Raw genomic sequence first — 21,663 nt, forward strand, 5'->3', positions numbered from 1 at the left:
AGTTAAATGAGATGGATTGCCCGGTTGTAGGGAAGACGAATTTGTCACTGGCGTCACTCGACGCTGAACTGGGCGGATAGTGTGAGCGCTCCGGTGCACCCGGCCGCGAGGTCCGTCCTGGGGTCGCGCACCGCGAAACGTGACCGAGCGCCTTGGTGGGGGGAAGGCGCCGCGTGGCCCCGACGGAGGATTCGGACAACCGTGGACGCGCAAGGCCGTGGGCGGGCGGACAACATCGATCCCGCAGACCAGTGGGTGCTCAATCCGAACACCGGTGAATACGAACTGCGACTGACGCCTTCCGCACCGCAGTCGCCGGTGCCCGGACCGCGCAGACCTGCCTCGCCGGGCGCCGGCGCGGGCGGTACCCGGGAGACCGCGAGCCCGGAGATTCCGGGGCAGCGCAGACGGCGCACCGAGCCCGAGCCACCGGCGGGACGGCGCTCCCGGCGGCAGCCGGTGAAGAAGAAGTCGAAGGCCAAGAAGGTCCTGCTGTGGACCGGCGGGACGATGGCCTTCGTGCTGGTCGCCGCCTCGGCCGCCGGCTACCTCTACATCAAGCACCTCAACGACAACATCACGTCCGTCTCCGACGACGGCGCGAGCACCGGTGGCTTCAGCAAGGACAAGGCGATCAACCTGCTGATCATCGGAACCGACAAGCGGACGGGCTCGGGCAACGAGGGCTACGGCGACGCCGGCAGCGTCGGGCACGCCGACACCACGATCCTGCTGCACATCGCCAAGGACCGCTCGAACGCCACCGCGCTGAGCATTCCGCGGGACCTGATCGTCGACGTACCCGACTGCCAGACGCAGCAGGAGGACGGGACCGAGAAGGTCATCGCGGGCACCGAGAACGTCCGCTTCAACACCAGCCTCGGCCAGGACGGCCGTACCGCCAGCTGCACCGTGCGCACGGTGACCGAGCTGACCGGGATCCAGGCCGACAACTTCATGGTGGCCGACTTCAACGCGGTCAAGACGCTGACCGACGCGGTCGGCGGGGTCGAGGTGTGTCTCGCCAAGGACATCGACGACTCGGACTCGCACCTGAAGCTGTCCAAGGGCACCCACAACATCTCCGGCGAGACCGCGCTGGCGTTCGTGCGCACCCGGCACTCGGTCGGCTTCGGCGGTGACCTGAGCCGGATCCAGCTCCAACAGCAGTTCCTGAGCGCCCTGATGCGCAAGCTCAGCTCCAACTCGACGCTCACCAGCCCGACCAAGCTGGTGAAGCTGGCCGAGGTCGGCACCAAGGCGCTCACCGTCGACTCCCAGCTGGACAGCATCGGCAAGCTGAAGGACCTCGGTCTGGAGCTCGGCAAGCTCAACCCGAAGAACCTGACCTTCACCACCATCCCGGTGCTGGACAACCCGGCGGAGAAGGTGAAGGCGACCGTCGTGCTCAACGAGACGAAGGCCCCCGCGGTCTTCCAGGCGATCAAGGGCGACGTCTCGTTCACGGCCGTCAAGAAGAAGCAGGCGCAGGCCAGCAAGGACGCGGCCGCCGCCCGCCTGGAGGGCAGCAAGTCCGCGGCCTCCGAGGTGCGGGTGCGGATCCTCAACGGCGGGGCCCCCGACGGCAGCGCCCAGGAGGCCCTCAGCTGGCTGCAGAACCAGGAGGGCGTCGTCAAGTCGGAGAACGCCGGCAACGCGGACGCGAAGCTCAGCAAGACCACCCTGGAGTACGCCCCCAACCAGGCCGATCAGGCGCGTGAACTGGCCAGCCTCATGGGGCTGTCCGGCTCCGCGATGAAGCCCGGCAAGAGCGTGATCAACTCCCAGGGCCTGCCCGCGATCACTCTGACGCTGGGCAAGGACTACCAGGGGGCGGGGGTCTCCCTCACCACTCCGACAAAGGCGCCGGACGTGGACAGCAAGACGACGGCGGACAAGGTGACCTGCGCCAAGTAGGGCGTCGCGACGAAGAGTTACCTCGCATGACCGCCAAGTAACAGCGAATAAGTAGGTAACCCTATGGGTCCGTCACGCGTCTAACCGGGCGCGGGGCGGACCCGTGTGGTCCGTGTGACGTCCGACGGGGGGCGTGGCGGCGGGCCTGTGCGCGCAGGGCGCAGGGTGGGGAGGGCGGGGAGTTGACGCAGAGCGATGTGCGGGGGGAGGTGCCTGCGGTCGAGGACACGATGTCGCTCGCACCGAAGGCACGCAAGGCACCGACGGCACCCGACGCGCCGGGCGGCACCGGCGGCGGACGCCCCGAGGCCGGCTCGCACGGCGGCCGGCGGAGACGCGGCCGGCGGGTGCTGCGCTGGTCGGCGACCGTGCTGTCGGTGGTGATCCTCGGTACGGCCGGTGCCGGTTACCTCTACTACCAGCACCTGAACGGCAACATCCAGAAGGGCGAGCGCGACATCGGCGACGCCAAGGCACGGAAGACCGCGGCCAACGCGGCCGGTCAGACGCCGCTGAACATCCTGCTGATCGGCTCCGACAGCCGTAACTCCGACGAGAACGTGAAGCTCGGCGGGGCCAAGTACGACCGGGGCAGCCCGCCGCTCGGCGACGTGCAGATGCTGATCCACCTGTCGGCGGACCGGAAGAGCGCGGCGATGGTGAGCATCCCCCGGGACACCCGCGTCGACATCCCCAAGTGCACGGACCCGAAGACCGGCAAGGTGTACCCGGCGACCAACACCATCATCAACGAGTCGCTGGCCCGGGGCGGTGCCGGCTGCACGCTGGCCACCTGGGAGAACCTCACCGGGGTCTACATCGACCACTGGATCACGATCGACTTCGCCGGCGTGGTGAAGATGGCGGACGCCATCGGCGGCGTCGACGTCTGTGTGAAGCAGAACGTGTGGGACCGGCCGACGGCCGCGGTGTCCGGCGGCTCCGGGCTGAAGATGACGGCCGGCACGCACAAGGTGCAGGGCGCGCAGGCCCTGCAGTGGCTGCGCACCCGGCACGCCTGGGGCAGTGACCCGCTGCGGGCCAAGGCCCAGCACATGTACCTCAACTCGATGATCCGCACGTTGAAGGGGCAGAACGTCTTCACCGACACCGGCAGGCTGATGGACCTGGCCGAGGCGGCGACCAAGTCGCTGACGGTCTCCGAGGAGATCGGCACCCCGAAGGAGCTCTACGACCTGGGCATGCAGCTCAAGTCGGTGCCGACGGACCGCATCACCTCGCTCACGATGCCGAACGTCCAGGACCCGCAGAACAAGGACCACCTCCTGCCGGACGGCGCCAACGCCGACAAGATGTGGCAGATGCTCCGCGACGACGTGGCGTTCGACAAGAACGGCGGCGCCAAGGAGAGCAAGAAGAAGACCACGGCGAGCGCCGAGCCGGCCAAGGAGCCGTCCGTCTCCGCGGGCAGCCTCGGCGTGCTGGTGCGGAACGCCACCGGTACCGCCACCGAGGCCGCGGTCGGCGGCCGGGCGCGGTCGCTCGCCCAGGAACTGGGCGCCCAGGGCTACACCAGGGCGGCGGCGGACACCTCGGGGGCCGCGGAGTCGGTGGAGAAGACGGTGGTCCAGTATCCGAGCGCGGACCTGGAGGGCGACGCGCAGGCGGTCGCCAAGGCGCTGGGCATCCCGACGGGCCAGGTGCAGCAGACCACCGATGTGTCGGGTGTCACGCTCGTCGTCGGCGCCGACTGGCGGGAGGGGACGGCGTACCCGAAGCAGTCCGCGCCGAAGGCCGGTGACCTGCCGGACAACGCCGACGCGATCAACGGTTCGGACACCAAGCAGTGCATGGACGTGTACGCGCCCTACCGCTGGTAGCGGGCCGTGCCGCCGGTCCGGTGCGGGGTCCCGTACCGGGTTCCGTACAGGATCGCTACAGGCGGCACGGTCTCTTCACACACAGGTCCGCACAGGTAGGCACAGGTAACTCCTAAACCACTGCATGACACTGCCGCCGTGCCCAGGTGCCCGGGAGTTCCGGGTGTGGTGGCAGGTGCGAGCGGGAGGGTGGGCCAGGTGGTGCGCAGCAGTGTGCGGGGGGAGGTGTCCGGCGTGGTGTCCGCGGTCGAGGACACCATGTCTCTCACGCCCCAGGACGGCGGGGGCCGGCGGAGCAGACGCGGCACGGAGGACGGTGACCGCAGGCGCCGCAGACGCCGGATCGTGCGCTGGTCCGCCTCGGTCCTGGCGCTGGCCCTGGCCGGCACCGCCACCGCCGGATACCTGTACTACGAGCACCTCAACGGCAACATCAAGAAGGAGTCCCTGAACATCGGGGACTCCAAGGACCGCGCCACCGAGACCAAGGCGAACGCGGCCGGTCAGACCCCGCTGAACATCCTGCTGATCGGCTCCGACGCCCGGGACTCCGCCGAGAACGTGAAGCTGGGCGGGGCCGCGGACATCGGCACCGCCGCCCGCGCCGACGTCCAGATGCTGCTGCATGTGTCGGCCGACCGCACCAACATGTCGGTGGTGTCCATGCCCCGCGACACGCTCGTGGACATACCCAAGTGCACCGACGCCAAGACCGGCAAGGTCTACGCGGCCACCGACGACACGATGACCAACGCCTCCCTGGAACGCGGCGGACCCGGCTGCACGGTGGCCACCTGGGAGAAGCTCACCGACATCCACATCGACCACTTCATGATGGTCGACTTCTCGGGCGTGGTGTCCATGGCGGACGCGATCGGCGGGGTGCCGGTGTGCGTGGACGCCAACATCTACTCGCACACCTCCACCGGTCACGGCTCCGGCCTGAAGCTGAAGAAGGGCACCACCTCCGTCAAGGGCAAGCAGGCCCTGCAGTGGCTGCGCACCCGCTACGGCTTCGAGGACGGCAGCGACATAGCCCGGACCAAGGCCCAGCACATGTACATGAACTCGATGGTCCGCCAGCTGCGCTCCAACGCCACCCTCAGCAACCCCGACAAGCTCCTGGGGCTCGCCGAGACCGCCACCAAGGCGCTCACGGTCGACACCGGCCTCGGCTCGGTCACCAAGCTCTACGACCTCAGCAAGGAGCTGAAGAAGGTCCCCACGAACCGCATCACCATGACGACGATGCCGTTCGTGTACTCCTCCGACGGCAACCGCGTCCTGCCCAAGCCCACCGACGCGGCCAAGCTGTGGCGGCTGGTCCGCGAGGACGTCGCGCTGGACGGCAAGGACAAGAAGAAGACGACCACCACCACGACGAAGGTCACCGACAAGGCGGCGGCCGACGACAAGATCGCCGTACAGGTCCAGAACGGCACGAAGAGCAGCACGGAGACCGCCGTCACCGGCCGGGCCGCCGCCGTCACCGAACTCCTCGTCGGCAAGGGCTTCACGAAGGCGGCGGCCGACACGTCGGCGCTGCTGAGCGAGGACGAGACGCTGGTGCGCTATCCGAGCGCGGACCTGGCGGGCGACGCCCAGCGGGTCGCGAAGGCCCTGGGTATCCCCACCGACCAGGTGAAGAAGTCCACCGACGTCGACGGGGTCACACTGGTCGTCGGCGCCGACTGGCGCTCGGGCACCAAGTACACCGCCGACGACGATGACACCACCCCGGCGTCGGCGAACGCCCTCAACGCCTCGGACACCAAGGCGTGCATGCACGTCGACCCGGACTACACCTGGTGACGCCCCGGGGGCCGGTGCTCAGTTCGTGGAGGGGCTGAGCACCGCGGGGCGACGGGACGCGATGACCCGCTTCGCCAGCGACCTGGGGCTGGTCAGGAAGCCGTACCCCCACGACATGTGCATGGTGGCGAGGGCGACGGGGATCTGCAGCCGGGCCCTGAGCGGCAGCCCCTTGCCGGCCGGGAGGGACCCGGCGACGATCGCCGCGAGGTAGCCGCCCGGGACCACGAAGGCGAACGGGGTGACCAGCGCCCCGACGACGACCCCCGCGGCTATCGCGCACAGCGCCGTCGGCGGGGCGAGGTAGCGCAGGTTGATGGAGCCCTCGTGGTAGCGGGCGACGACGTGCCGCCAACGGCCGTAGTCCTTGTACTGCTTGGCGAGCGCCTTCACGCTCGGCCGCGGCCGGTACGACACCTTCAGCTCCGGCGAGAACCAGATCAGTCCGCCGGCCTCCCGGATCCGGAAGTTCAGCTCCCAGTCCTGGGCGCGGATGAACTCCTCGTTGTAGCCGCCCTGTTGCTCCAGGGCCTCGCGCCGGAAGACGCCCAGGTACACCGTCTCGGCGGGGCCGGCCTCGCCGCCCGTGTGGAAGGCGGCGTTCCCGACACCGATCTTCGAGGTCATGGCCGCCGCGACCGCGTGCTCCCAGTCGGTCTCGCCCTCGGCGTGCATGATGCCGCCGACGTTCATCGCGCCGGTCTCCGCCAGGAGCCGTACCGCGGTGACGATGTAGTTCGGCGAGAGCATGCCGTGGCCGTCGACGCGGACCACGATCGGATGTCTGGAGGCCTTGATCGCGGCGTTCAGCGCGGCCGGGGTACGCCCGGTCGGGTTCGGGACGGTGTGCACGCGGGAATCTTCGGACACAAGCTCGGCGGCGATCTCGTCCGTGCGGTCCGTGGACGGACCGAGGGCGATGACGACCTCCAGCTCGCCGGCGTACTCCTGCGCGAGGATCGCTTGGACGGCCCCGCGGAGATGCCGCTCCTCGTCGAGGACGGGCATGATCACAGAAACTGCGGGGTGCCGCACGTCGGGCTTGGCGTTCATAGGGGGCTCACGTTACCGCGAACGGGGGACAGCGGTGCGCGCCGCATCGGCGGTGGAGCGGGCTGAAGGTCGTATCGGCCTACGGTGCTCACGGATCCCACGTACGGCCTCGTCCGGAGGTGTCCTTTGTCCGCCAGCCCGCCCCGGTCCCCCGCCCGGCCCGCCCCGCCGCAGCGCCGACCGCAGCCCACCCGTCAGGCCCCGCGGCCGCCGGTACGACCCGCAAGGCCCCGGCGGCCGCGCTGGGCCATGCGGGCGGTGACCACGCTCTCGGTGGTGGTGCTGGCGTCGGCCGGGATCGGGCACTCGGTGATGGCCGGCCTGGACGCGGACATCGCCCGGGTCGACCCCTTCAAGGACATGAAGAACCGTCCCGCCGCCGGCCACGGCATGAACGTGCTGCTGGTCGGCACCGACGGCCGCGACAAGATCACCGAGCGAGAGCGGCGGAAGTACCGGCTGGGCGGGGCGCCCTGCCACTGCACCGACACGATCATGATCGTGCACATCTCGGCGGACCGGGAGCGGGCGACGGTGGTCAGCCTGCCGCGCGACTCGTACGCCGAGGTCCCGGCGCATGTGGACGAGACGACGCACCGCACCTACCCGGCCCACCCCATCAAGCTGAACGCGGCCTACGCGGAGGGCGGCCCGCAGCTGACCGTCCGCACGGTCGAGGACATGACCCATCTGAAGATCGACCACTACCTGGAGGTCGACTTCATCACGTTCATGCGGACCGTCGACGTGCTCGGCGGGGTCCGGGTCTGCACCGCCCTGCCGTTGAAGGACTCCTACACCGGCCTGAACCTCTCCCCCGGCACGCACACCCTGGGCGGCGGCCAGGCCCTGCAGTACGTCCGCGCCCGGCACCTCGACGCGGCGAGCGACCTGGGCCGGATGAAGCGGCAGCAGCGGTTCCTGGCGTCGCTGATCGAACGGGCGACGTCGAGCGGGGTGCTGCTCAACCCGATCCGGTTCCGGGACGTGACGCGGGCGGTACTGGGGTCGGTGCGCGCCGACACCGGCTTCGGCACGGACGAACTGCTGGACCTCGGCCGGGCGATGCGCAACTTCTCCCCGTCCTCCTCCGAGTTCACGACCGTCCCCATCGGGCAGCTGGCGTACCCCGTGAAGGGCATCGGCTCGACGCTGAAGTGGGACCGGGCCGGGTCGGACCGGCTGTTCCGGTCCCTGCGCGACGACCAGCCGCTCGCACCGCCCGCACCGCCCGCACCGGCGCATGCGCCCGCGGCCGCGCCGAAGCCGCAGGGGCCGCCGCCGGCGACGGTGGAGGTGGCGCCGGCCACGATCCGGGTCCAGGTGGAGAACGGCACGGGTACGGCGGGGGTGGCGCGGCGGATGGACGCGGCGCTTGCGGCGACGGGCTTCGCGACGAACCACCGGCCGGTGACGGCCGCGCACCGCGACGTGAAGCGGACGGTGGTCTCCTTCGATCCACGGTGGGACCGCTCGGCCCGGTCCCTGGCGGCGGCCCTGCCGGGCAGCGAGCTGCGGGCCGTGCCGGGGCTCGGGCCGGTGCTGCGGGTGACCGTGGGGGCGGACTTCAAGGGGGCCGTGCGGAAGGTGCGGGTGGACGAGCCTGCGCCGCAGGGAGAGGCTTCCGTCATCCGGGGGGACGAGAAGGTCTGCTGAGGGTCGTACTTCGGCTGCGGGCCGGTGGCGGTTGTTCGCGCAGTTCCCCGCGCCCCTGAAAGCACGGGGTTGGACGGCGCCCTGCTTTTAGGGGCGCGGGGAACTGCGCGACCAGCCACGACGCGCCCGCAGCCGACGACGCACCGAGCTAGTCCACGTACCCCTCCGCCACCCTGCGCTCGCGCAGCTCCCTGATCTCCCGCCGCCTCGCCAGCCGGTGCGTGCGCCTGATCTGGGCCTCCTGATAGCGCCGGCGGTCCCGGTCCGTCTCCGTGATCACCGGCGGTACCCGGCGCGGCTTGCCGTCGGCGTCGACCGCCGCGAAGACCAGGTAGGCCGAGCCGACCTGGGTGGCGGGGGTCGACTCGTTCCAGCGTTCGGCGAGGACCCGGACCCCCACCTCCATCGACGTCCGGCCGGTCCAGTTGACCTGGGCCTTGACGTGGACGAGGTCGCCGACACGGACCGGTTCCAGGAACGCCATCTCGTCCATGGACGCGGTGACGGCGGGACCGCCCGAGTGGCGCCCGGCGACCGCGCCCGCCGCGTCGTCCACGAGCTTCATGATCACACCGCCGTGCACCGTCCCGAGGAGGTTGGTGTCGCTGTGGGTCATGATGTGGCTCAGCGTGGTCCGGGACGCGGACGTCGGCTTGCCGGGTATATCGGATTCCGCCTCGGGGGCCTGGTCTGTCATGGCCCCCACCTTATGCCGAGGTGACAATCGCGGAATTTGTGTCGGGTTCGCAACAGCGGTGCCCTGATTTTCCGACGACCCTTGTAAGAAGCGCAGTGGCTGCCTGCACACTGGGGCCCATGAACGAATGGCCCGAGGGACGGTCGGACGGCAACCGCGGCAACCAATACGGACGCGGTAGTGCAGGCGCGCAGCCTGAGGGCGCCCGCGTCATGCGCCAGGTACGGCGCGGAGAGCCGTCGGCGCCGCCGTACGGCGCCCCGCAGCAGGGCGGCGGTGGGTACGCCGGCGTCCCGCAGCAGCCGTCGTACAACAGCGGGTACGACGACGGTGGCGGGTACGACGGCTACGACAGCGGCTACAACACCGGCCAGGTCTACGGCGGCGGCCCGGGGGGCGGCGGTCCCTCCGGCACGCGTGAGCGCGAACCGCGGCCGGCTCCCAACTGGCGCAAGCGGATCAAGTGGACGGCGATAGTCGTCGTGAGCGTGCTCGTCGTCACATCCGTCGCGACCTACTTCTGGGCCGACTCCAAGCTGCACCGGGACGTCGACCTGTCCAAGGTGATCGACCGGCCGGCGGCGGGCAAGGGCACCAACTACCTGATCGTCGGCTCCGACAGCCGCAAGGGCATGTCGGCCGAGGAGAAGAAGAAGCTGCACACGGGGTCGGCCGAGGGCCAGCGCACCGACTCGATGATGATCCTGCACGTCGGAGACAACGGCGACACCCTGATCTCGCTGCCCCGTGACTCGGACGTGGAGATCCCCTCCTACCAGGGGTCGACGTCCGGCAAGGTCTACCAGGGCACCGGCCGCCACACGAAGCTGAACGCGGCCTACGCCGAGGACGGCCCGACCCTCCTCGTCCGCACGGTCGAGTACAACACCGGTCTGCACATAGACCACTACGTGGAGATCGGCTTCGCCGGCTTCGCGGACATCGTGGACGCGGTCGGCGGCGTCACGATCACCATCGACAAGGGCTTCAAGGACAGCTACTCGGGCGCGAACTTCAAGGCGGGCAAGCAGACCCTGAACGGCGAGGAGGCCCTGGCCTTCGTCCGTACCCGGCACGCCTTCGCCACGTCCGACCTGCAGCGCACGAAGAACCAGCAGAAGTTCCTGGCCGCCCTGGCCCACCAGGTGGCCACCCCGTCGACGATCCTGAACCCCTTCAAGCTCTACCCCACCCTCGGCGCGGGCCTCGACTCCCTCACCGTCGACAAGGACATGAGCCTGTGGGACCTGGCGTCGATGTTCTTCGCGATGAAGGACGTCAACGGCGGCGACGGCACCTCGATGAACATGCCGGTCTCCGGCTCCACCGGCGGCAACCTCGTCTGGGACAAGGCCAAGGTGAAGACCCTGGTCGACGAGCTGAAGAACGACGAGAAGGTCACCGTCAGCGGCAACTAGGCCGTAGCGGCGGCGAGCGGCACCACGTGGGGAAGGGCCCGGCGCCCTTCCCCATCGGCGTACTCGGTCGCGACGAGCGTCACATGGGCATGGTCGCCATCGAGCGGCACATCTCGGCGCAGCGGCGACACGCCTCCGCGCAGCGCTTCATCTGAGGGTCGTCGGGCATGGACATACACGCCTCGGCGCACATGTCACAGGCCTTGGCGCACATCGCGCACATCTCGGGCGAGAGCGGCGAGCGCCGCATCATCATGTCGGCGCACATTCGGGTCGCCTCGGAGCAGTCCATGAGCGCGCGCATGATGCGCATGTGGGCCTGGCCGCCCTCCATCGACATGCAGGAGCTCAGGGTCTCCTCGCACATCGTGTGGGTGGCCATGCACATGTTGACGCACTCCTGCATCTGCTTGGACATGGCCGTCATGGGTCCGGTCTGGGTCATGGCTCCTCCAAGGGGAAGGGAGAGGGCCCGCAGCAGGCCCCGTACGTTTCCGTTCCTAAGCCCGACCGCCCGGTAGCGCCACCCGGGCCACCGCCTCCTGCCCGCTGCTCCGAAGCGGGTGACCGCCGCCGGGGACCGGCCCGGGTTCGAGGAGCTCGACACCGGCGACCGCCCGGCGCGGGCCGGTTCGGCACGGCTGCGCAGGTCACAGGAAGAGTCATATTCATCTTCCCTGATCAGGCACATACATCGACGTCTCCCCGGTGCAGTTATGGCAACTGTTGCCCGGTTATGAGCTGTTGGGGTGCGTGAGTGCCGTTCCTGACGGGGATTTGATAGAGGTCTTCCCTCCACGACACATCACTGTCATAGTGACTCGCCGTGTCAGCCAAGAGGTTATGAACCTTATTCATTTCCCTCTCGGGGACATACGACGTGGATCGCGCACCCGCCAACGACGCCTCGGAGCATCCATGCAGCGACGTTTCCAGCGCCCGGCCTCATTCCGGATGGCCGTCCGCCTACTGACCACCCTCCTCGCCGGCGCCGCGGTCGCCGTCGGCGCGGCTCCCGTCTCGGCCGCGACCGACCCCGTCGTCTACTCCGTGGCGCCGAACGGCACGGGATCCACCTGCTCGGCCACGGCGCCGTGCGGGCTGCTGACGGCGCAGAGCAAGGTCCGGGCGGCGACGGGCACGATGACCTCTGACATCGATGTCGTGCTGGCCGGCGGGAAATACCAGCTGGACGCCCCGCTCTTCTTCGACTCGGCGGTGGGGGACTCCGCGACCGGCGGTCACACCGTCAGCTACCAGGCGGCGCCCGGCGCCCACCCGGTGCTCAGCGGCGGGCAGCAGGTGACCGGCTGGACCCAGGGGGCGGGTGGGGTGTGGAGCGCGTCGGTCCCGGCGGGCACCGACACCCGGCAGCTCTACGTCGACGGGGTCCGCGCCAACCGCGCGTCCGGCACGGTGGCGACCACCTTCACCCGTACCGCCACCGGCTACACCACCTCCAACACGACGCTGGCCGGCTGGGGGAACATCTCCGACGTCGAGTTCGTGTACGGCGTCGAGTGGACGCAGATGCGCTGCGGCGTCGCGTCGGTGTCGGGGACCACGGTGACGATGGACCAGCCGTGCTTCGACAACTCCACGAAGAAGCAGTACGGCGTGAACGCGGACCTTCCGACCTCCGTCGAGAACGCGAAGGAACTGCTCGACAGACCGGGTGAGTTCTACCTCGACAAGCCGGCCCACACCCTCTACTACCTGCCTCGCCCCGGCCAGCAGATGAGCACCGCCGACGCCGAGATACCGCACCTGCAGAACCTGATCCAGGGCAGCGGCACCGCGGCGAACCCGCTGCGCGGCCTCTCCATCAGCGGCATCACCGTCGAGTACGGGGCCTGGACCAGCCCGAACACGACCGACGGCTTCTCCGAGGTGCAGGCCAACATGCGCCTCACCGGTGCGAACGCCTGGCAGTACCAGGGCTCGTGCGACCGCTTCTCCACCACCGACCCGGGCACCTGCCCGTACGGCAACTGGATGATGACCCCGGGCAACGTGAACTTCCGCTACACCGACGGGCTGCAGCTCACCGGCAACACGTTCACGCATCTCGGCGCCGCGGGGCTCCAGTTGGGCCAGGGCGTCGCCAACTCCTCGATCACCGGGAACGTCTTCACCGACATCTCCTCCAACGGGATCGAGATCGGCAACGGCACCGACGCCACCCCGGCCGACGTGTCCGTCATGCCCTCCGGGAACACCGTCGCCGACAACTGGATACACAACGTCGCCGTCGAGTACACCGGCGGTGTCGGCATCTTCCAGGGCTACACCCGCAACGACACCATCACGCACAACCAGGTCAACAACGTCCCCTACAGCGGGATCAGCTCGAACTGGGGCTGGGGGCGCACCGCCACCAGGACCACGGGCAACAGGATCACCAACAACCTCGTCTACGACTACATGCAGCAGCGCAGCGACGGCGGCGGCATCTACGTCCTGGGCCAGGAGGGCACCTCGCTCGCCGACGGCCTGGTCATCAGCGGCAACGTCGTGCATGACGAAGGCGCCGGGGGCGGCGGGTTCGCGATCTACACCGACGGCGGCAGTCAGTACGTGACGATGACCGGCAACGCCGCCTACAACAACAACAATTCCTCCATGGGCGGCTGCAAGGAGGGGACCACCACTCCCTACGGCGACTTCTCCTTCACCGGCAACTACTTCGAGAACATCACGCCCAACTGGGTCTGCGGCAACCCCGCCAACGCCAACGTCAGCGGCAACACCCAGGTCACCGCGGCCGGCGTGGGCGTACCGGCGTCCCTGCTGGCGGGCGCGGGCCTCGAAGCGGCGTACGCGGGCATCGCGGCGCCGCCGGCCGGGACGGCCCCGGCCAACCTCGCGGCGCACAAGCCGGCCGTGGCCCAGTTCGTCGACGGCAGCACCGCCCAGCTCCAGCCGGAGTCCCAGCTCACCTACGCCACCGACGGCGACCCCGCCACGTACATCCAGGCCAGCGGGCAGTTCCGCTGGCAGCTCGTGGTCGATCTCCAGCAGTCGCAGCGCCTCGGATACGTCACGGTCGGCATGCCCCAGGCCCACTTCGCCACCGACTTCCACGTGGACGCCTCGACCGACGGCACCAGCTGGACCACCGTCGGCACCGTGAACAACAGCGGCTGGGGAACCGTCCCCGTCGCCTTCTCCTCACCGGTGACCGCCCGTTACCTGCGGGTCGTCGCCGACAAGCCGAACGACTCCGGCCAGCGCGGCGACCAGATGGCGATCAGCGAGTTCGGGGCGTACGCCCCGGCCGCCTCGGGCAGCAGCAACACCGCGCTGAACGCCCCGGCCCAGGCGCTGTTCATCGACGGAACCCAGGCCGACATGCAGCCGAACTCCACGCCCGCGCTCGGCGACGACGGCAACCCGTCGACCTTCGCGCAGGCCACCAACCGCTACCGGTGGACGCTGCAGGTCGACCTCCAGCAGGCGCAGTCGGTCGACGTGGTGTCCGTCCTGATGCCCACCGACAAGTACGCGACCGCCTTCCACATCGACGTCTCCCTCGACGGCTCGACGTTCTGGACGGTCGCCCACCGCACGGACAGCGCCGGCGGCACGACCGGCGTCCGCCTGGACACACCGGTCAGTGCCCGCTACGTCCGGATCATCGCCGACCGGCCCAACGCCGGCGGCCAGACCGGCGGCCAGATGGCGATCAGCGAACTGGCCGTGTACGGCGGCAGGTAGGACCCGAGAGCAGACCGAAGGGCAGACCCGAGGGTACGACGAGCACCCGGATGCGCGGTCCAGGCAGACCGCGCATCCGGGTGGCCGGTTCGCCGGCCTGTGAAAACCCTGCTACGGCAGGTTCCTCGCCATCACGATCCGCTGGACCTGGTTGGTGCCCTCGTAGATCTGGGTGATCTTCGCGTCGCGCATCATGCGCTCGACGGGGTAGTCGCGGGTGTAGCCGTAGCCGCCGAGCAGCTGGACGGCGTCCGTGGTGACCTCCATGGCGACGTCGGAGGCGAAGCACTTCGCCGCCGCGCCCAGGAAGGTGAGGTCGGCGTCGCCGCGCTCGGAGGCGGCCGCGGCCTGGTAGGTGAGGGCGCGGGCGGCGGCGATCTTCATGGCCATGTCGGCGAGCATGAACTGGATGCCCTGGAAGTCGGCGATCGGCTTGCCGAACTGCTTGCGCTCCTGGACGTAGCCCTTGGCGTAGTCGAGGGCGCCCTGGGCGACGCCGAGGGCCTGGGCGGCGATGGTGATGCGGGTGTGGTCCAGGGTCTTCATCGCGGTGGCGAAGCCGGTGCCCTCGGCGCCGATCATGCGGTCGGCGGGGATGCGGACGTTGTCGAAGTAGACCTCGCGGGTCGGCGAGCCCTTGATGCCGAGCTTCTTCTCCGGGGCGCCGAAGGAGACGCCCTCGTCCGCCTTCTCGACCACGAAGGCCGAGATGCCCTTGGAGCGCTTCTCGGGGTCCGTCACGGCCATCACCGTGTAGTAGTCGGAGACGCCCGCGTTGGTGATCCAGCGCTTCACGCCGTTGAGGACGTAGTGGTCGCCGTCGCGGACCGCCTTCGTCTTCATGCCGGCCGCGTCGGAGCCCGCCTCCGGCTCGGAGAGGCAGTACGAGAACATCGCGTCGCCCTTGGCCAGCGGCGTGAGGTACTTCTTCTTCAGGTCCTCGGAGCCGGAGAGGATCACCGGGAGCGAGCCCAGCTTGTTCACGGCCGGGATGAGGGAGGAGGAGACACAGGCCCGGGCGACCTCCTCGATCACGATGACCGTGGCGAGCGCGTCGGCACCGGCCCCGCCGTACTCCTCGGGGACGTGCACGGCCTGCAGGTCGTTGGCGACCAGGGCGTCGAGCGCCTCCTGCGGGAAGCGGGCCTCCTCGTCGACCGCGGCGGCGTACGGGGCGATCTTCGCCTCGACCAGCGCGCGGACGACGTCCCGGAGCATGTCGTGCTCCTCGGACGGGCGGTACAGGTCGAAGTCAGCCGATCCGGCCAAGGTCTCTCACTCCAGACGCAGTGGTGCTGACGCTAATTACTGTTAAGTAACTCAAAGTTTAGAGCGCGGCCCACGGAACGGTGACGTGAGGTACGCGACAGCGGGAAAGTTGCCCGAAAGGGGGCCCGGTTATGCTCGGCCCCGCAGCAGCACCAACATCCCCGAGCTGGAGCATTCCATGAGCCTCAAGATCACTGTGATCGGCACCGGCTATCTCGGCGCCACGCATGCCGCGGCCATGGCGGAGCTCGGCTTCGAGGTGCTCGGGCTCGACGTCGTACCCGAGAAGATCGCGATGCTGGAGCGCGGCGAGACCCCGATGTACGAGCCGGGTCTCGACGAGCTGCTGCGCCGGCACGTGGCGGGCTTCGAGGGCTCCTCCGGGCGGCTGCGCTTCACCACCGACTGGGCCGAGGTGGGGGCCTTCGGTGACGTCCACTTCGTCTGTGTGAACACCCCGCAGAAGCACGGCGAGTACGCCTGCGACATGTCGTACGTCGACTCCGCGATCGCGTCGCTGGCGCCGCATCTCACCGGGCCCGCGCTCGTCGTCGGCAAGTCGACCGTGCCGGTCGGTTCGGCGGAGCGGCTGGCCGCCTATCTCGCCGAGCACGCGCCCGCGGGCGCCGACGCCGAGCTGGCCTGGAACCCGGAGTTCCTGCGGGAGGGCTTCGCCGTCCAGGACACCCTGCACCCCGACCGGATCGTGGTCGGCGTGCGCAGCGAGCGGGCCGAGAAGCTGCTGCGCGAGGTGTACGCGACGCCGGTGGGCGAGGACACGCCGTTCGTGGTGACCGACTTCCCGACCGCCGAGCTGGTGAAGACGGCCGCGAACTCCTTCCTGGCGACCAAGATCTCCTTCATCAACGCCATGGCCGAGGTGTGCGAGGCCGCGGACGGCGATGTGGCCAAGCTCGCCGAGGCGATCGGGCACGACGACCGGATCGGGAAGAAGTTCCTGCGCGCCGGGATCGGGTTCGGCGGCGGCTGCCTGCCGAAAGACATCCGCGCCTTCATGGCCCGTGCGGGTGAGCTGGGCGCCGACCAGGCGCTGACCTTCCTGCGCGAGATCGACTCCATCAACATGCGGCGCCGGGGGCAGATGGTCGAGATGGCCCGGGACGCGCTCGGCGGCGGGTCCTTCCTCGGGAAGCGGGTCGCGGTGCTCGGCGCGACGTTCAAGCCGGACTCGGACGACGTCCGGGACTCGCCGGCGCTGAACGTCGCCGGGCAGATCCATCTGCAGGGCGGCCAGGTGACCGTGTACGACCCGAAGGGGATGGCCAACGCGCGGCGGCTGTTCCCGACGCTCGGCTACGCGGAGGCCGCACTGGAGGCCGTGCGGGGGGCGCATGTCGTGCTGCATCTGACGGAATGGCGGGAGTTCCGGGAGCTGGATCCGGCGGCGCTGGGAGAAGCGGCCACGGAGAAGGTGATCCTCGACGGGCGTAATGCGCTGGATCCTGAGATCTGGCGGCGGGCCGGGTGGACGTATCGCGCGATGGGGCGTCCGACCGCGTGAGGCTGCGGGTTTGTGGGGGCTGGTCGCGCAGTTCCTAAGGGGCGCTCCAGTGCGGGGCGCTGGATCGCACCGCATCCGCCCAAGATCAACAGACGACACCGGTTCGGCCGAGGCTCAGTCGGCCGAACCGGTGTCTTGTTGCATTCTGCACCACGCGGCACGTGCATATCCGGTGAACCGAGGCGCGGGCGGGGGACAGGTCCACGTCCCGGCGAACCACCTCAAGACCCTGAACTGAGCCAGACCGGCACATTCGCCGCTTTCAGCCTCCACTGTTATTCTGAGGCTGATAATAGGACACGTTGCGTGAGGACCGCCTGATCTCCAAATCAAGCAGATGTTGGAGGCGAGAACTCATGACCGAAACGCGTTCCGGTGCTCAAGTCCGGGTTGTCCATGCGGACCAGCTCGACGGTGATACGCCGCAGACCCCCGGCCTGGTCCGAGAGGCCGCCTTCGACAGTCGAAATCCCGGCGCGCTTCACCTCTCGGCTTTCCGCAGCACTGTCAAGCCCGGCGCCGCCACCGGCGCCCACCATCACGGCGACCAGGAGACGATCCTCTACATCATCAGCGGCACGTCCCGCTTCCGATGGGGCGAAAAGCTGGAGAACGTGGCCGAGGCGGGCCCCGGGGACTTCGTGTTCATCCCCGGGCACGTCAGCCATCAGGAGATCAACGCCTCCCCGGAGGCGGAGACGGTCTGGGTCGTGGTGCGCTCCGGCGTCGATCCCATCGTGGTGAACCTGCCAGAACTGGACGCCTTCGCGGAACCTGCGGCGGTCGAATACACCCATCCCTAGTGCGCACGCCCCGTTCCGGTCCGCCGGAGGGCCGCTCGCGAGGGCCGCTCGCGTCAGGTCAGGAACTCGGCGAGCGGGAAGGAGCGATGGCGACGCGGTGGAACCAGGTAGTTCTGCCGGTGAGTCGTGTTCAGGACCGAGTTGACGCCGGCGTGGATGCTGCGCGGTGAGACGGGGAGCGTCATGCCGGGATAGTGGCCGTCCATGGCGAGCCGAACGATATTGAAGATTCCGATCGTCGGCTGGAACTGAATGAAGTGCAGCCCGGCCGCCGGCTTCGGGCTGTAGTGGTCTCCTGTCGGATCGGACGTGTAGTGGAACGGATTGTCCAGCGTATCGAAGTCGCCGCGCACCGGGATGGTGGTCCCCGAGGGATATGACTTCCCGTAGTTGCTGGTTTCCTGCTTTGTGGTGCTGTCCACCTCCGACATGCTCCCGGTGTGGCCGTAGGCGTGGTACCGCTTGACCCCTTCCGCCACTTGGGCCACGGTCGGCCCCGGCGGTTGGAGGGCGTACGTACCCGGCGCGGGGGCGGGCTTCAGGCCCGGTAGGAGCATCGCCTGGACGCGGTCCGAGTACCGCGGGTAGCTCTTTTCGTACCAGGCCTCCAGGTTTTGGAACAGGTGCGAGAGATGCATGGTGGTGCCCTGTTTGAAGTAGCCGTTGGGCCACTGATCGGTGAAACCGGGCAGGGTCTCAAGATTGGCGATGTTGTCAGGTCCCATGTTCGACACCAGGGTGGTGGCGAAGCCGAGGAAACCTTGCGCCTGCCGAGGAATCGATTGCGCACCGGGGATGTTTGCCGCCAGCGCCAGCTTGCTCGGCAGGCCCTGTTTCCCGAAGAAACCGCCTCCGGAGAAACCCTGGCGGATACTCGTCACCTTGAACAGGCTGCCCGCCTGGTTGCTTCCGGTTCCGAAGATCGCGTTGGAGGCCGCCGTGATATTGGCGAGTGTGTCACTGCGGAGCAGCACCGCCACGTCATTCTGTTCCAGGCGGACCGGCCCGAAGCCGGGCGGAGGCTGGTCGCTGGGGAACGTCCTGGCGTCCTGCACCGCATAGACAGTACGGCCCTCCGTCTTGGAGGTCATCAGGTCGACCGGCAGATAGGACGGGTAACGTGTTCCCGCCTTGAAAAAGCCCGACCCCTTGCCCAGGGTGGGGACGTAGTGGTGGAAATACGGAATTCCCCAGGCCACCGTGACGCCCACGCCCGTGGGAGTGGGCGGATATTCGCGTTCCAGAGCCACGATCGCGGACTCGAGCTGGTGCTGCGCCTCCTGCAACGCCTTGGCATTCGCCGGAACCTTCAGCTTCGCGGTAATGACGTGATCGTGCAGGGCCGGCACCCGGACCGCGATCGTACCGCTGCTGCTGTGCACGGCCGATTCATCGACCATGGCCACCTGCTCGTTCTGCAGGATATATTGCTCCTGCACGGGCGGGCCCTCCGAGGCGGTCGGGCGGTCCGGCGGTTCCACCATCCCATCGATCATCTTGTAGATGCCGACAGAGGCCAGAGCGGCACCGAAGGTGCCCGCCGTCCCCTGGAGAAGGCGTCGCCTGTTCAGGGCTTGTCGAGGTCCGCCCGCAGGCCCGTTCTCGTTGCCGTCCGTCATGATTCCCTCGCTGTGGAACAGATGTCTGCCATCATCCGGCATCGAATTTCCAACCCGCCCGAATGGCCGTGACTTCACCTTCCTGCCACGAATGCCCATCGGGGGGCCGGGGGGGCGGAATAGCAGATTCGCCGCGCCGATATAACCACACGAAGCCCAGGGTCATCGAAGCCAACACGCCGCCGGGTCATCGAGACCGGCCGTATTAACAGGAACCCCACTCCTGACAGAACGGCGCCCTTCGGATCGGGCGTGCTGATCCATTGGTGAAGTCCCGACCAGGAATACGAAGACATCGCCCGCTGCGGTGCCGAACGCCGCCCAGGGCGGGAGGTCGATCGGTGGGTGCCGGCGACGACTGAGGAACCTCCCACTTGGTGAGGAAGTCCTAGAGGTAGCTCCCACTGCAAGGAGGAAGTCATGGCTCTCGCCAAGCTCGGTGTCGTCGTCCTGGACTGCCCCGACCCGTCCGCGCTGGCCGGTTTCTACGCCGGCGTGCTGGGCGGCAGTGTCGAGGGGGACGGGGACTGGGTGGACCTGACGGTGCCCGGCGGGCAGGCGCTGGCGTTCCAGAGGGCGCCCGGATTCGTGGCGCCGCAGTGGCCGGCGCCCGACGGCTCGCAGCAGTTCCACCTGGACCTGGTGGTGGACGACCTGGACGCGGCCGAGCAGGGAGTCCTGGAGCTGGGCGCGAAGCCGCTGGACGCGGCGGACCGGGAGCGCACCTTCCGGGTGTACGCCGACCCTGCGGGGCATCCGTTCTGTCTCTGCGCCTGCTGAGGGAAGAGCAGAAGAAGCAGCAGAAGGTGAAGACGGAGACAGAGGAGGAGTGCTCATGGCGTCCATCGCCCGCTTGCGCAACGTGGTGATCGACTGTCCCGACCCGCACGCGCTGGCCGCCTTCTACGCGGCTGTCGCCGGCGGTTCCCTGGTGGTCGAGGAGGAGGACTGGGTCGTGCTGAGGCTGCCGGACGGGCTGCGGCTGTGCTTCCAGCTGGCGGAGGGGTACACCCCGCCCGAGTGGCCGCGCGCCGACCACGACTCCCAGCAGTTCCATCTCGACTTCGACGCGGGGCCGGCCTGGGAGGACGTCGACGTGGCGGAGAAGAAGGTGCTGGCCCTCGGGGCGCGGCTGCTGCGGCGGGAGGAGGACCCGGTCGAGGAGGACTTCCGGGTGTACGCCGATCCGGCCGGCCATCCGTTCTGTCTGTGCCGGATCGACTGATCAGACCTCGGTGTCGGCCGGGCGGGGCGGGGTCGGTTCCCTGCGGCGCTGGGTCGCGCGGGCGGTGAAGTCGGCGCTGCGCAGGGCCCGCTGGACGTTTCCCCAGGTCAACAGCGACAGTTCGGTCTCCGACCAGCCGCGCCGGAGCAGCTCGGCGATCAGGTGGGGGTAGCCGGAGGTGTCGTCGAGGTCGCGGGGGTGGGCGGCGCCGGAGTCGTAGGTGCCGGACAGGGCGACGCACTCGGGGCCCGCGACCACGCGGACGTGGTCGAGGTGGTCGGCGACGTCCGGGACGGTCGGCCCGCTCTGCTCGGCGGCCAGCGGCACCATGCACACGCCCTTGTGCTCCCCCAGCTGCCCGAGCAGCTCGTCGGAGAGGTTGGCGGGGTGCGGGCGCAGGGCCGCGGCGGCGGAGCGGGTGCACAGGACCGGGGTCTTGGAGAGCGCCAGCGTCCGGGCGAGAGTGGCCTCCGGGGCGCCGGACAGGTCGGCGAGCACCCCGAGCCGGTTCATCTCCCGGACCACCTCCTCGCCGAACCGGGTCAGCCCCTCCTCCCCCGCCCAGGCGGCACCGGCCAGGGAGAGCACGCGCAGGCCCAGGGACTGCAGGACCCGCAGGATGCCGAGGGAGTCGCCGAGGGCGGCGGCGGAGGCAGGGCCGAGGACGACGGCGACCCGGCCGCAGTTGCGGGCGTCGATGACCTGCCCGGCGGTGCGCACCAGGCGGAGCCCCTCCGGGTGCATCTCGACCACCCGGCGCACCAGGTCCAGCTGCTCCAGGGTGGCCCCCACGGCCCGCTCGCCCCACTCCCGCGCCGGCAGGTCCAGCGACCAGAACAGCGCGCCCACGTGCCCCTCGCGCAGCCGGGGCACGTCCGTGTCCACGGCCGTCTCGCCCAGCTCCAGGTCGTACCAGGGCAGCGCCCCGAGCGCCCGGGGCAGCCCGCTGTAGCCGTCCGCGACCGGATGCGCCTCCAGCAGCGCGTGGGCCCGTTCCAGGAACGCGGTACCGGACTGCACGGGGAACGGGTCGTCCGGGAAGACGTCCTCCCTGCCGACCTCGGTCGTGGTGTGGATGTCGTGCTGGAGGTCGGCCATGAAGGGCTCCGTACGT

At 69.3% G+C, this 21,663-nt stretch carries 16 protein-coding genes; 10 read left to right on the forward strand and 6 right to left on the reverse strand.

Annotated features, from left to right (window positions below):
- The first annotated feature begins 201 nt into the window (after positions 1-201).
- The 3 genes from ABT137_RS40320 (at position 202) to ABT137_RS40330 (ending at position 5,570) form a co-directional block, all read left to right on the forward strand.
- Positions 202-1,917: an LCP family protein gene (locus tag ABT137_RS40320; protein ID WP_351716806.1), complete on the forward strand. Its 1,716-nt coding sequence runs from the start codon at positions 202-204 to the stop codon at positions 1,915-1,917.
- A gap of 230 nt (positions 1,918-2,147) precedes the next feature.
- The gene (locus ABT137_RS40325; protein ID WP_351716901.1) at positions 2,148-3,758 is read left to right on the forward strand and encodes an LCP family protein; all 1,611 of its coding nucleotides are present in this window, start codon (positions 2,148-2,150) and stop codon (positions 3,756-3,758) included.
- 258 nt (positions 3,759-4,016) lie between these two features.
- Entirely contained in the window at positions 4,017-5,570 is a 1,554-nt protein-coding gene (locus ABT137_RS40330; protein ID WP_351716903.1) for an LCP family protein, read from the forward strand.
- Positions 5,571-5,588: 18 nt separating this feature from the next.
- Here ABT137_RS40330 and ABT137_RS40335 read toward each other — a convergent pair whose 3' ends face one another.
- A complete protein-coding gene (locus ABT137_RS40335) occupies positions 5,589-6,623 on the reverse strand; it encodes a glycosyltransferase family 2 protein (RefSeq protein ID WP_351716808.1) in 1,035 nt (344 codons plus the stop codon).
- Between the two features lie 126 nt (positions 6,624-6,749).
- Here ABT137_RS40335 and ABT137_RS40340 point away from each other — a divergent pair, with 126 nt between their 5' ends.
- Positions 6,750-8,279, forward strand: a complete 1,530-nt coding sequence (locus ABT137_RS40340) for an LCP family protein (RefSeq protein ID WP_502984654.1) — start codon at positions 6,750-6,752, stop codon at positions 8,277-8,279.
- Between the two features lie 148 nt (positions 8,280-8,427).
- Here ABT137_RS40340 and ABT137_RS40345 read toward each other — a convergent pair whose 3' ends face one another.
- Complete coding sequence (locus ABT137_RS40345; protein WP_351716810.1) at positions 8,428-8,976, reverse strand: acyl-CoA thioesterase; 549 nt, start codon at positions 8,974-8,976, stop codon at positions 8,428-8,430.
- 119 nt (positions 8,977-9,095) lie between these two features.
- Here ABT137_RS40345 and ABT137_RS40350 point away from each other — a divergent pair, with 119 nt between their 5' ends.
- Positions 9,096-10,394, forward strand: coding sequence for an LCP family protein (locus ABT137_RS40350; RefSeq protein WP_351716811.1), 1,299 nt, complete (start codon positions 9,096-9,098; stop codon positions 10,392-10,394).
- 79 nt (positions 10,395-10,473) lie between these two features.
- On the opposite strand, the gene ABT137_RS40355 is transcribed toward ABT137_RS40350, so the two are convergent.
- Positions 10,474-10,839, reverse strand: coding sequence for a four-helix bundle copper-binding protein (locus ABT137_RS40355; RefSeq protein WP_351716813.1), 366 nt, complete (start codon positions 10,837-10,839; stop codon positions 10,474-10,476).
- A 473-nt stretch (positions 10,840-11,312) separates the two neighbouring features.
- Here ABT137_RS40355 and ABT137_RS40360 point away from each other — a divergent pair, with 473 nt between their 5' ends.
- Positions 11,313-14,111 (forward strand): discoidin domain-containing protein, encoded by a 2,799-nt coding sequence (locus tag ABT137_RS40360; RefSeq protein ID WP_351716815.1) that lies wholly within the window; start codon positions 11,313-11,315, stop codon positions 14,109-14,111.
- Between the two features lie 111 nt (positions 14,112-14,222).
- Here the strand turns inward: ABT137_RS40360 and ABT137_RS40365 are convergent, their stop codons facing one another.
- Entirely contained in the window at positions 14,223-15,380 is a 1,158-nt protein-coding gene (locus tag ABT137_RS40365; protein WP_351716817.1) for an acyl-CoA dehydrogenase, read from the reverse strand.
- Between the two features lie 178 nt (positions 15,381-15,558).
- On the opposite strand from ABT137_RS40365, the gene ABT137_RS40370 reads away from it, so the two are divergent.
- Together ABT137_RS40370 and ABT137_RS40375 are read left to right on the forward strand one after the other, a co-directional pair.
- Positions 15,559-16,902, forward strand: a complete 1,344-nt coding sequence (locus ABT137_RS40370) for a UDP-glucose dehydrogenase family protein (RefSeq protein WP_351716819.1) — start codon at positions 15,559-15,561, stop codon at positions 16,900-16,902.
- Positions 16,903-17,258: 356 nt separating this feature from the next.
- Positions 17,259-17,705, forward strand: a complete 447-nt coding sequence (locus ABT137_RS40375; RefSeq protein WP_351716821.1) for a cupin domain-containing protein — start codon at positions 17,259-17,261, stop codon at positions 17,703-17,705.
- 53 nt (positions 17,706-17,758) lie between these two features.
- On the opposite strand, the gene ABT137_RS40380 is transcribed toward ABT137_RS40375, so the two are convergent.
- Positions 17,759-19,324 (reverse strand): DUF7405 family protein, encoded by a 1,566-nt coding sequence (locus ABT137_RS40380; RefSeq protein ID WP_351716822.1) that lies wholly within the window; start codon positions 19,322-19,324, stop codon positions 17,759-17,761.
- A 420-nt stretch (positions 19,325-19,744) separates the two neighbouring features.
- Between ABT137_RS40380 and ABT137_RS40385 the strand changes: the two genes are divergently transcribed.
- Together ABT137_RS40385 and ABT137_RS40390 are read left to right on the forward strand one after the other, a co-directional pair.
- Entirely contained in the window at positions 19,745-20,104 is a 360-nt protein-coding gene (locus ABT137_RS40385; RefSeq protein WP_351716823.1) for a VOC family protein, read from the forward strand.
- A gap of 55 nt (positions 20,105-20,159) precedes the next feature.
- Positions 20,160-20,549 (forward strand): VOC family protein, encoded by a 390-nt coding sequence (locus ABT137_RS40390; protein ID WP_351716825.1) that lies wholly within the window; start codon positions 20,160-20,162, stop codon positions 20,547-20,549.
- On the opposite strand, the gene ABT137_RS40395 is transcribed toward ABT137_RS40390, so the two are convergent.
- On the reverse strand, positions 20,550-21,647 hold the full coding sequence (locus tag ABT137_RS40395) for a dipeptidase (RefSeq protein ID WP_351716826.1): 1,098 nt from the start codon (positions 21,645-21,647) through the stop codon (positions 20,550-20,552).
- Positions 21,648-21,663 lie beyond the last annotated feature (16 nt).

Source organism: Streptomyces sp. NPDC001980, assembly GCF_040296885.1.
Classification (GTDB): domain Bacteria; phylum Actinomycetota; class Actinomycetes; order Streptomycetales; family Streptomycetaceae; genus Streptomyces.

What these genes read in the sequence shown, in the direction of transcription:
- ABT137_RS40395 (WP_351716826.1), bottom strand. Translation starts at nt 21,647, where the DNA reads ATGGCCGACCTCCAGCACGACATCCACACCACGACCGAGGTCGGCAGG.
- ABT137_RS40390 (WP_351716825.1), top strand. Translation starts at nt 20,160, where the DNA reads ATGGCGTCCATCGCCCGCTTGCGCAACGTGGTGATCGACTGTCCCGAC.
- ABT137_RS40380 (WP_351716822.1), bottom strand. Translation starts at nt 19,324, where the DNA reads ATGACGGACGGCAACGAGAACGGGCCTGCGGGCGGACCTCGACAAGCC.
- ABT137_RS40360 (WP_351716815.1), top strand. Translation starts at nt 11,313, where the DNA reads ATGCAGCGACGTTTCCAGCGCCCGGCCTCATTCCGGATGGCCGTCCGC.
- ABT137_RS40325 (WP_351716901.1), top strand. Translation starts at nt 2,148, where the DNA reads ATGTCGCTCGCACCGAAGGCACGCAAGGCACCGACGGCACCCGACGCG.
- ABT137_RS40370 (WP_351716819.1), top strand. Translation starts at nt 15,559, where the DNA reads ATGAGCCTCAAGATCACTGTGATCGGCACCGGCTATCTCGGCGCCACG.
- ABT137_RS40345 (WP_351716810.1), bottom strand. Translation starts at nt 8,976, where the DNA reads ATGACAGACCAGGCCCCCGAGGCGGAATCCGATATACCCGGCAAGCCG.
- ABT137_RS40355 (WP_351716813.1), bottom strand. Translation starts at nt 10,839, where the DNA reads ATGACCCAGACCGGACCCATGACGGCCATGTCCAAGCAGATGCAGGAG.
- ABT137_RS40335 (WP_351716808.1), bottom strand. Translation starts at nt 6,623, where the DNA reads ATGAACGCCAAGCCCGACGTGCGGCACCCCGCAGTTTCTGTGATCATG.
- ABT137_RS40375 (WP_351716821.1), top strand. Translation starts at nt 17,259, where the DNA reads ATGACCGAAACGCGTTCCGGTGCTCAAGTCCGGGTTGTCCATGCGGAC.
- ABT137_RS40330 (WP_351716903.1), top strand. Translation starts at nt 4,017, where the DNA reads ATGTCTCTCACGCCCCAGGACGGCGGGGGCCGGCGGAGCAGACGCGGC.
- ABT137_RS40385 (WP_351716823.1), top strand. Translation starts at nt 19,745, where the DNA reads ATGGCTCTCGCCAAGCTCGGTGTCGTCGTCCTGGACTGCCCCGACCCG.
- ABT137_RS40350 (WP_351716811.1), top strand. Translation starts at nt 9,096, where the DNA reads ATGAACGAATGGCCCGAGGGACGGTCGGACGGCAACCGCGGCAACCAA.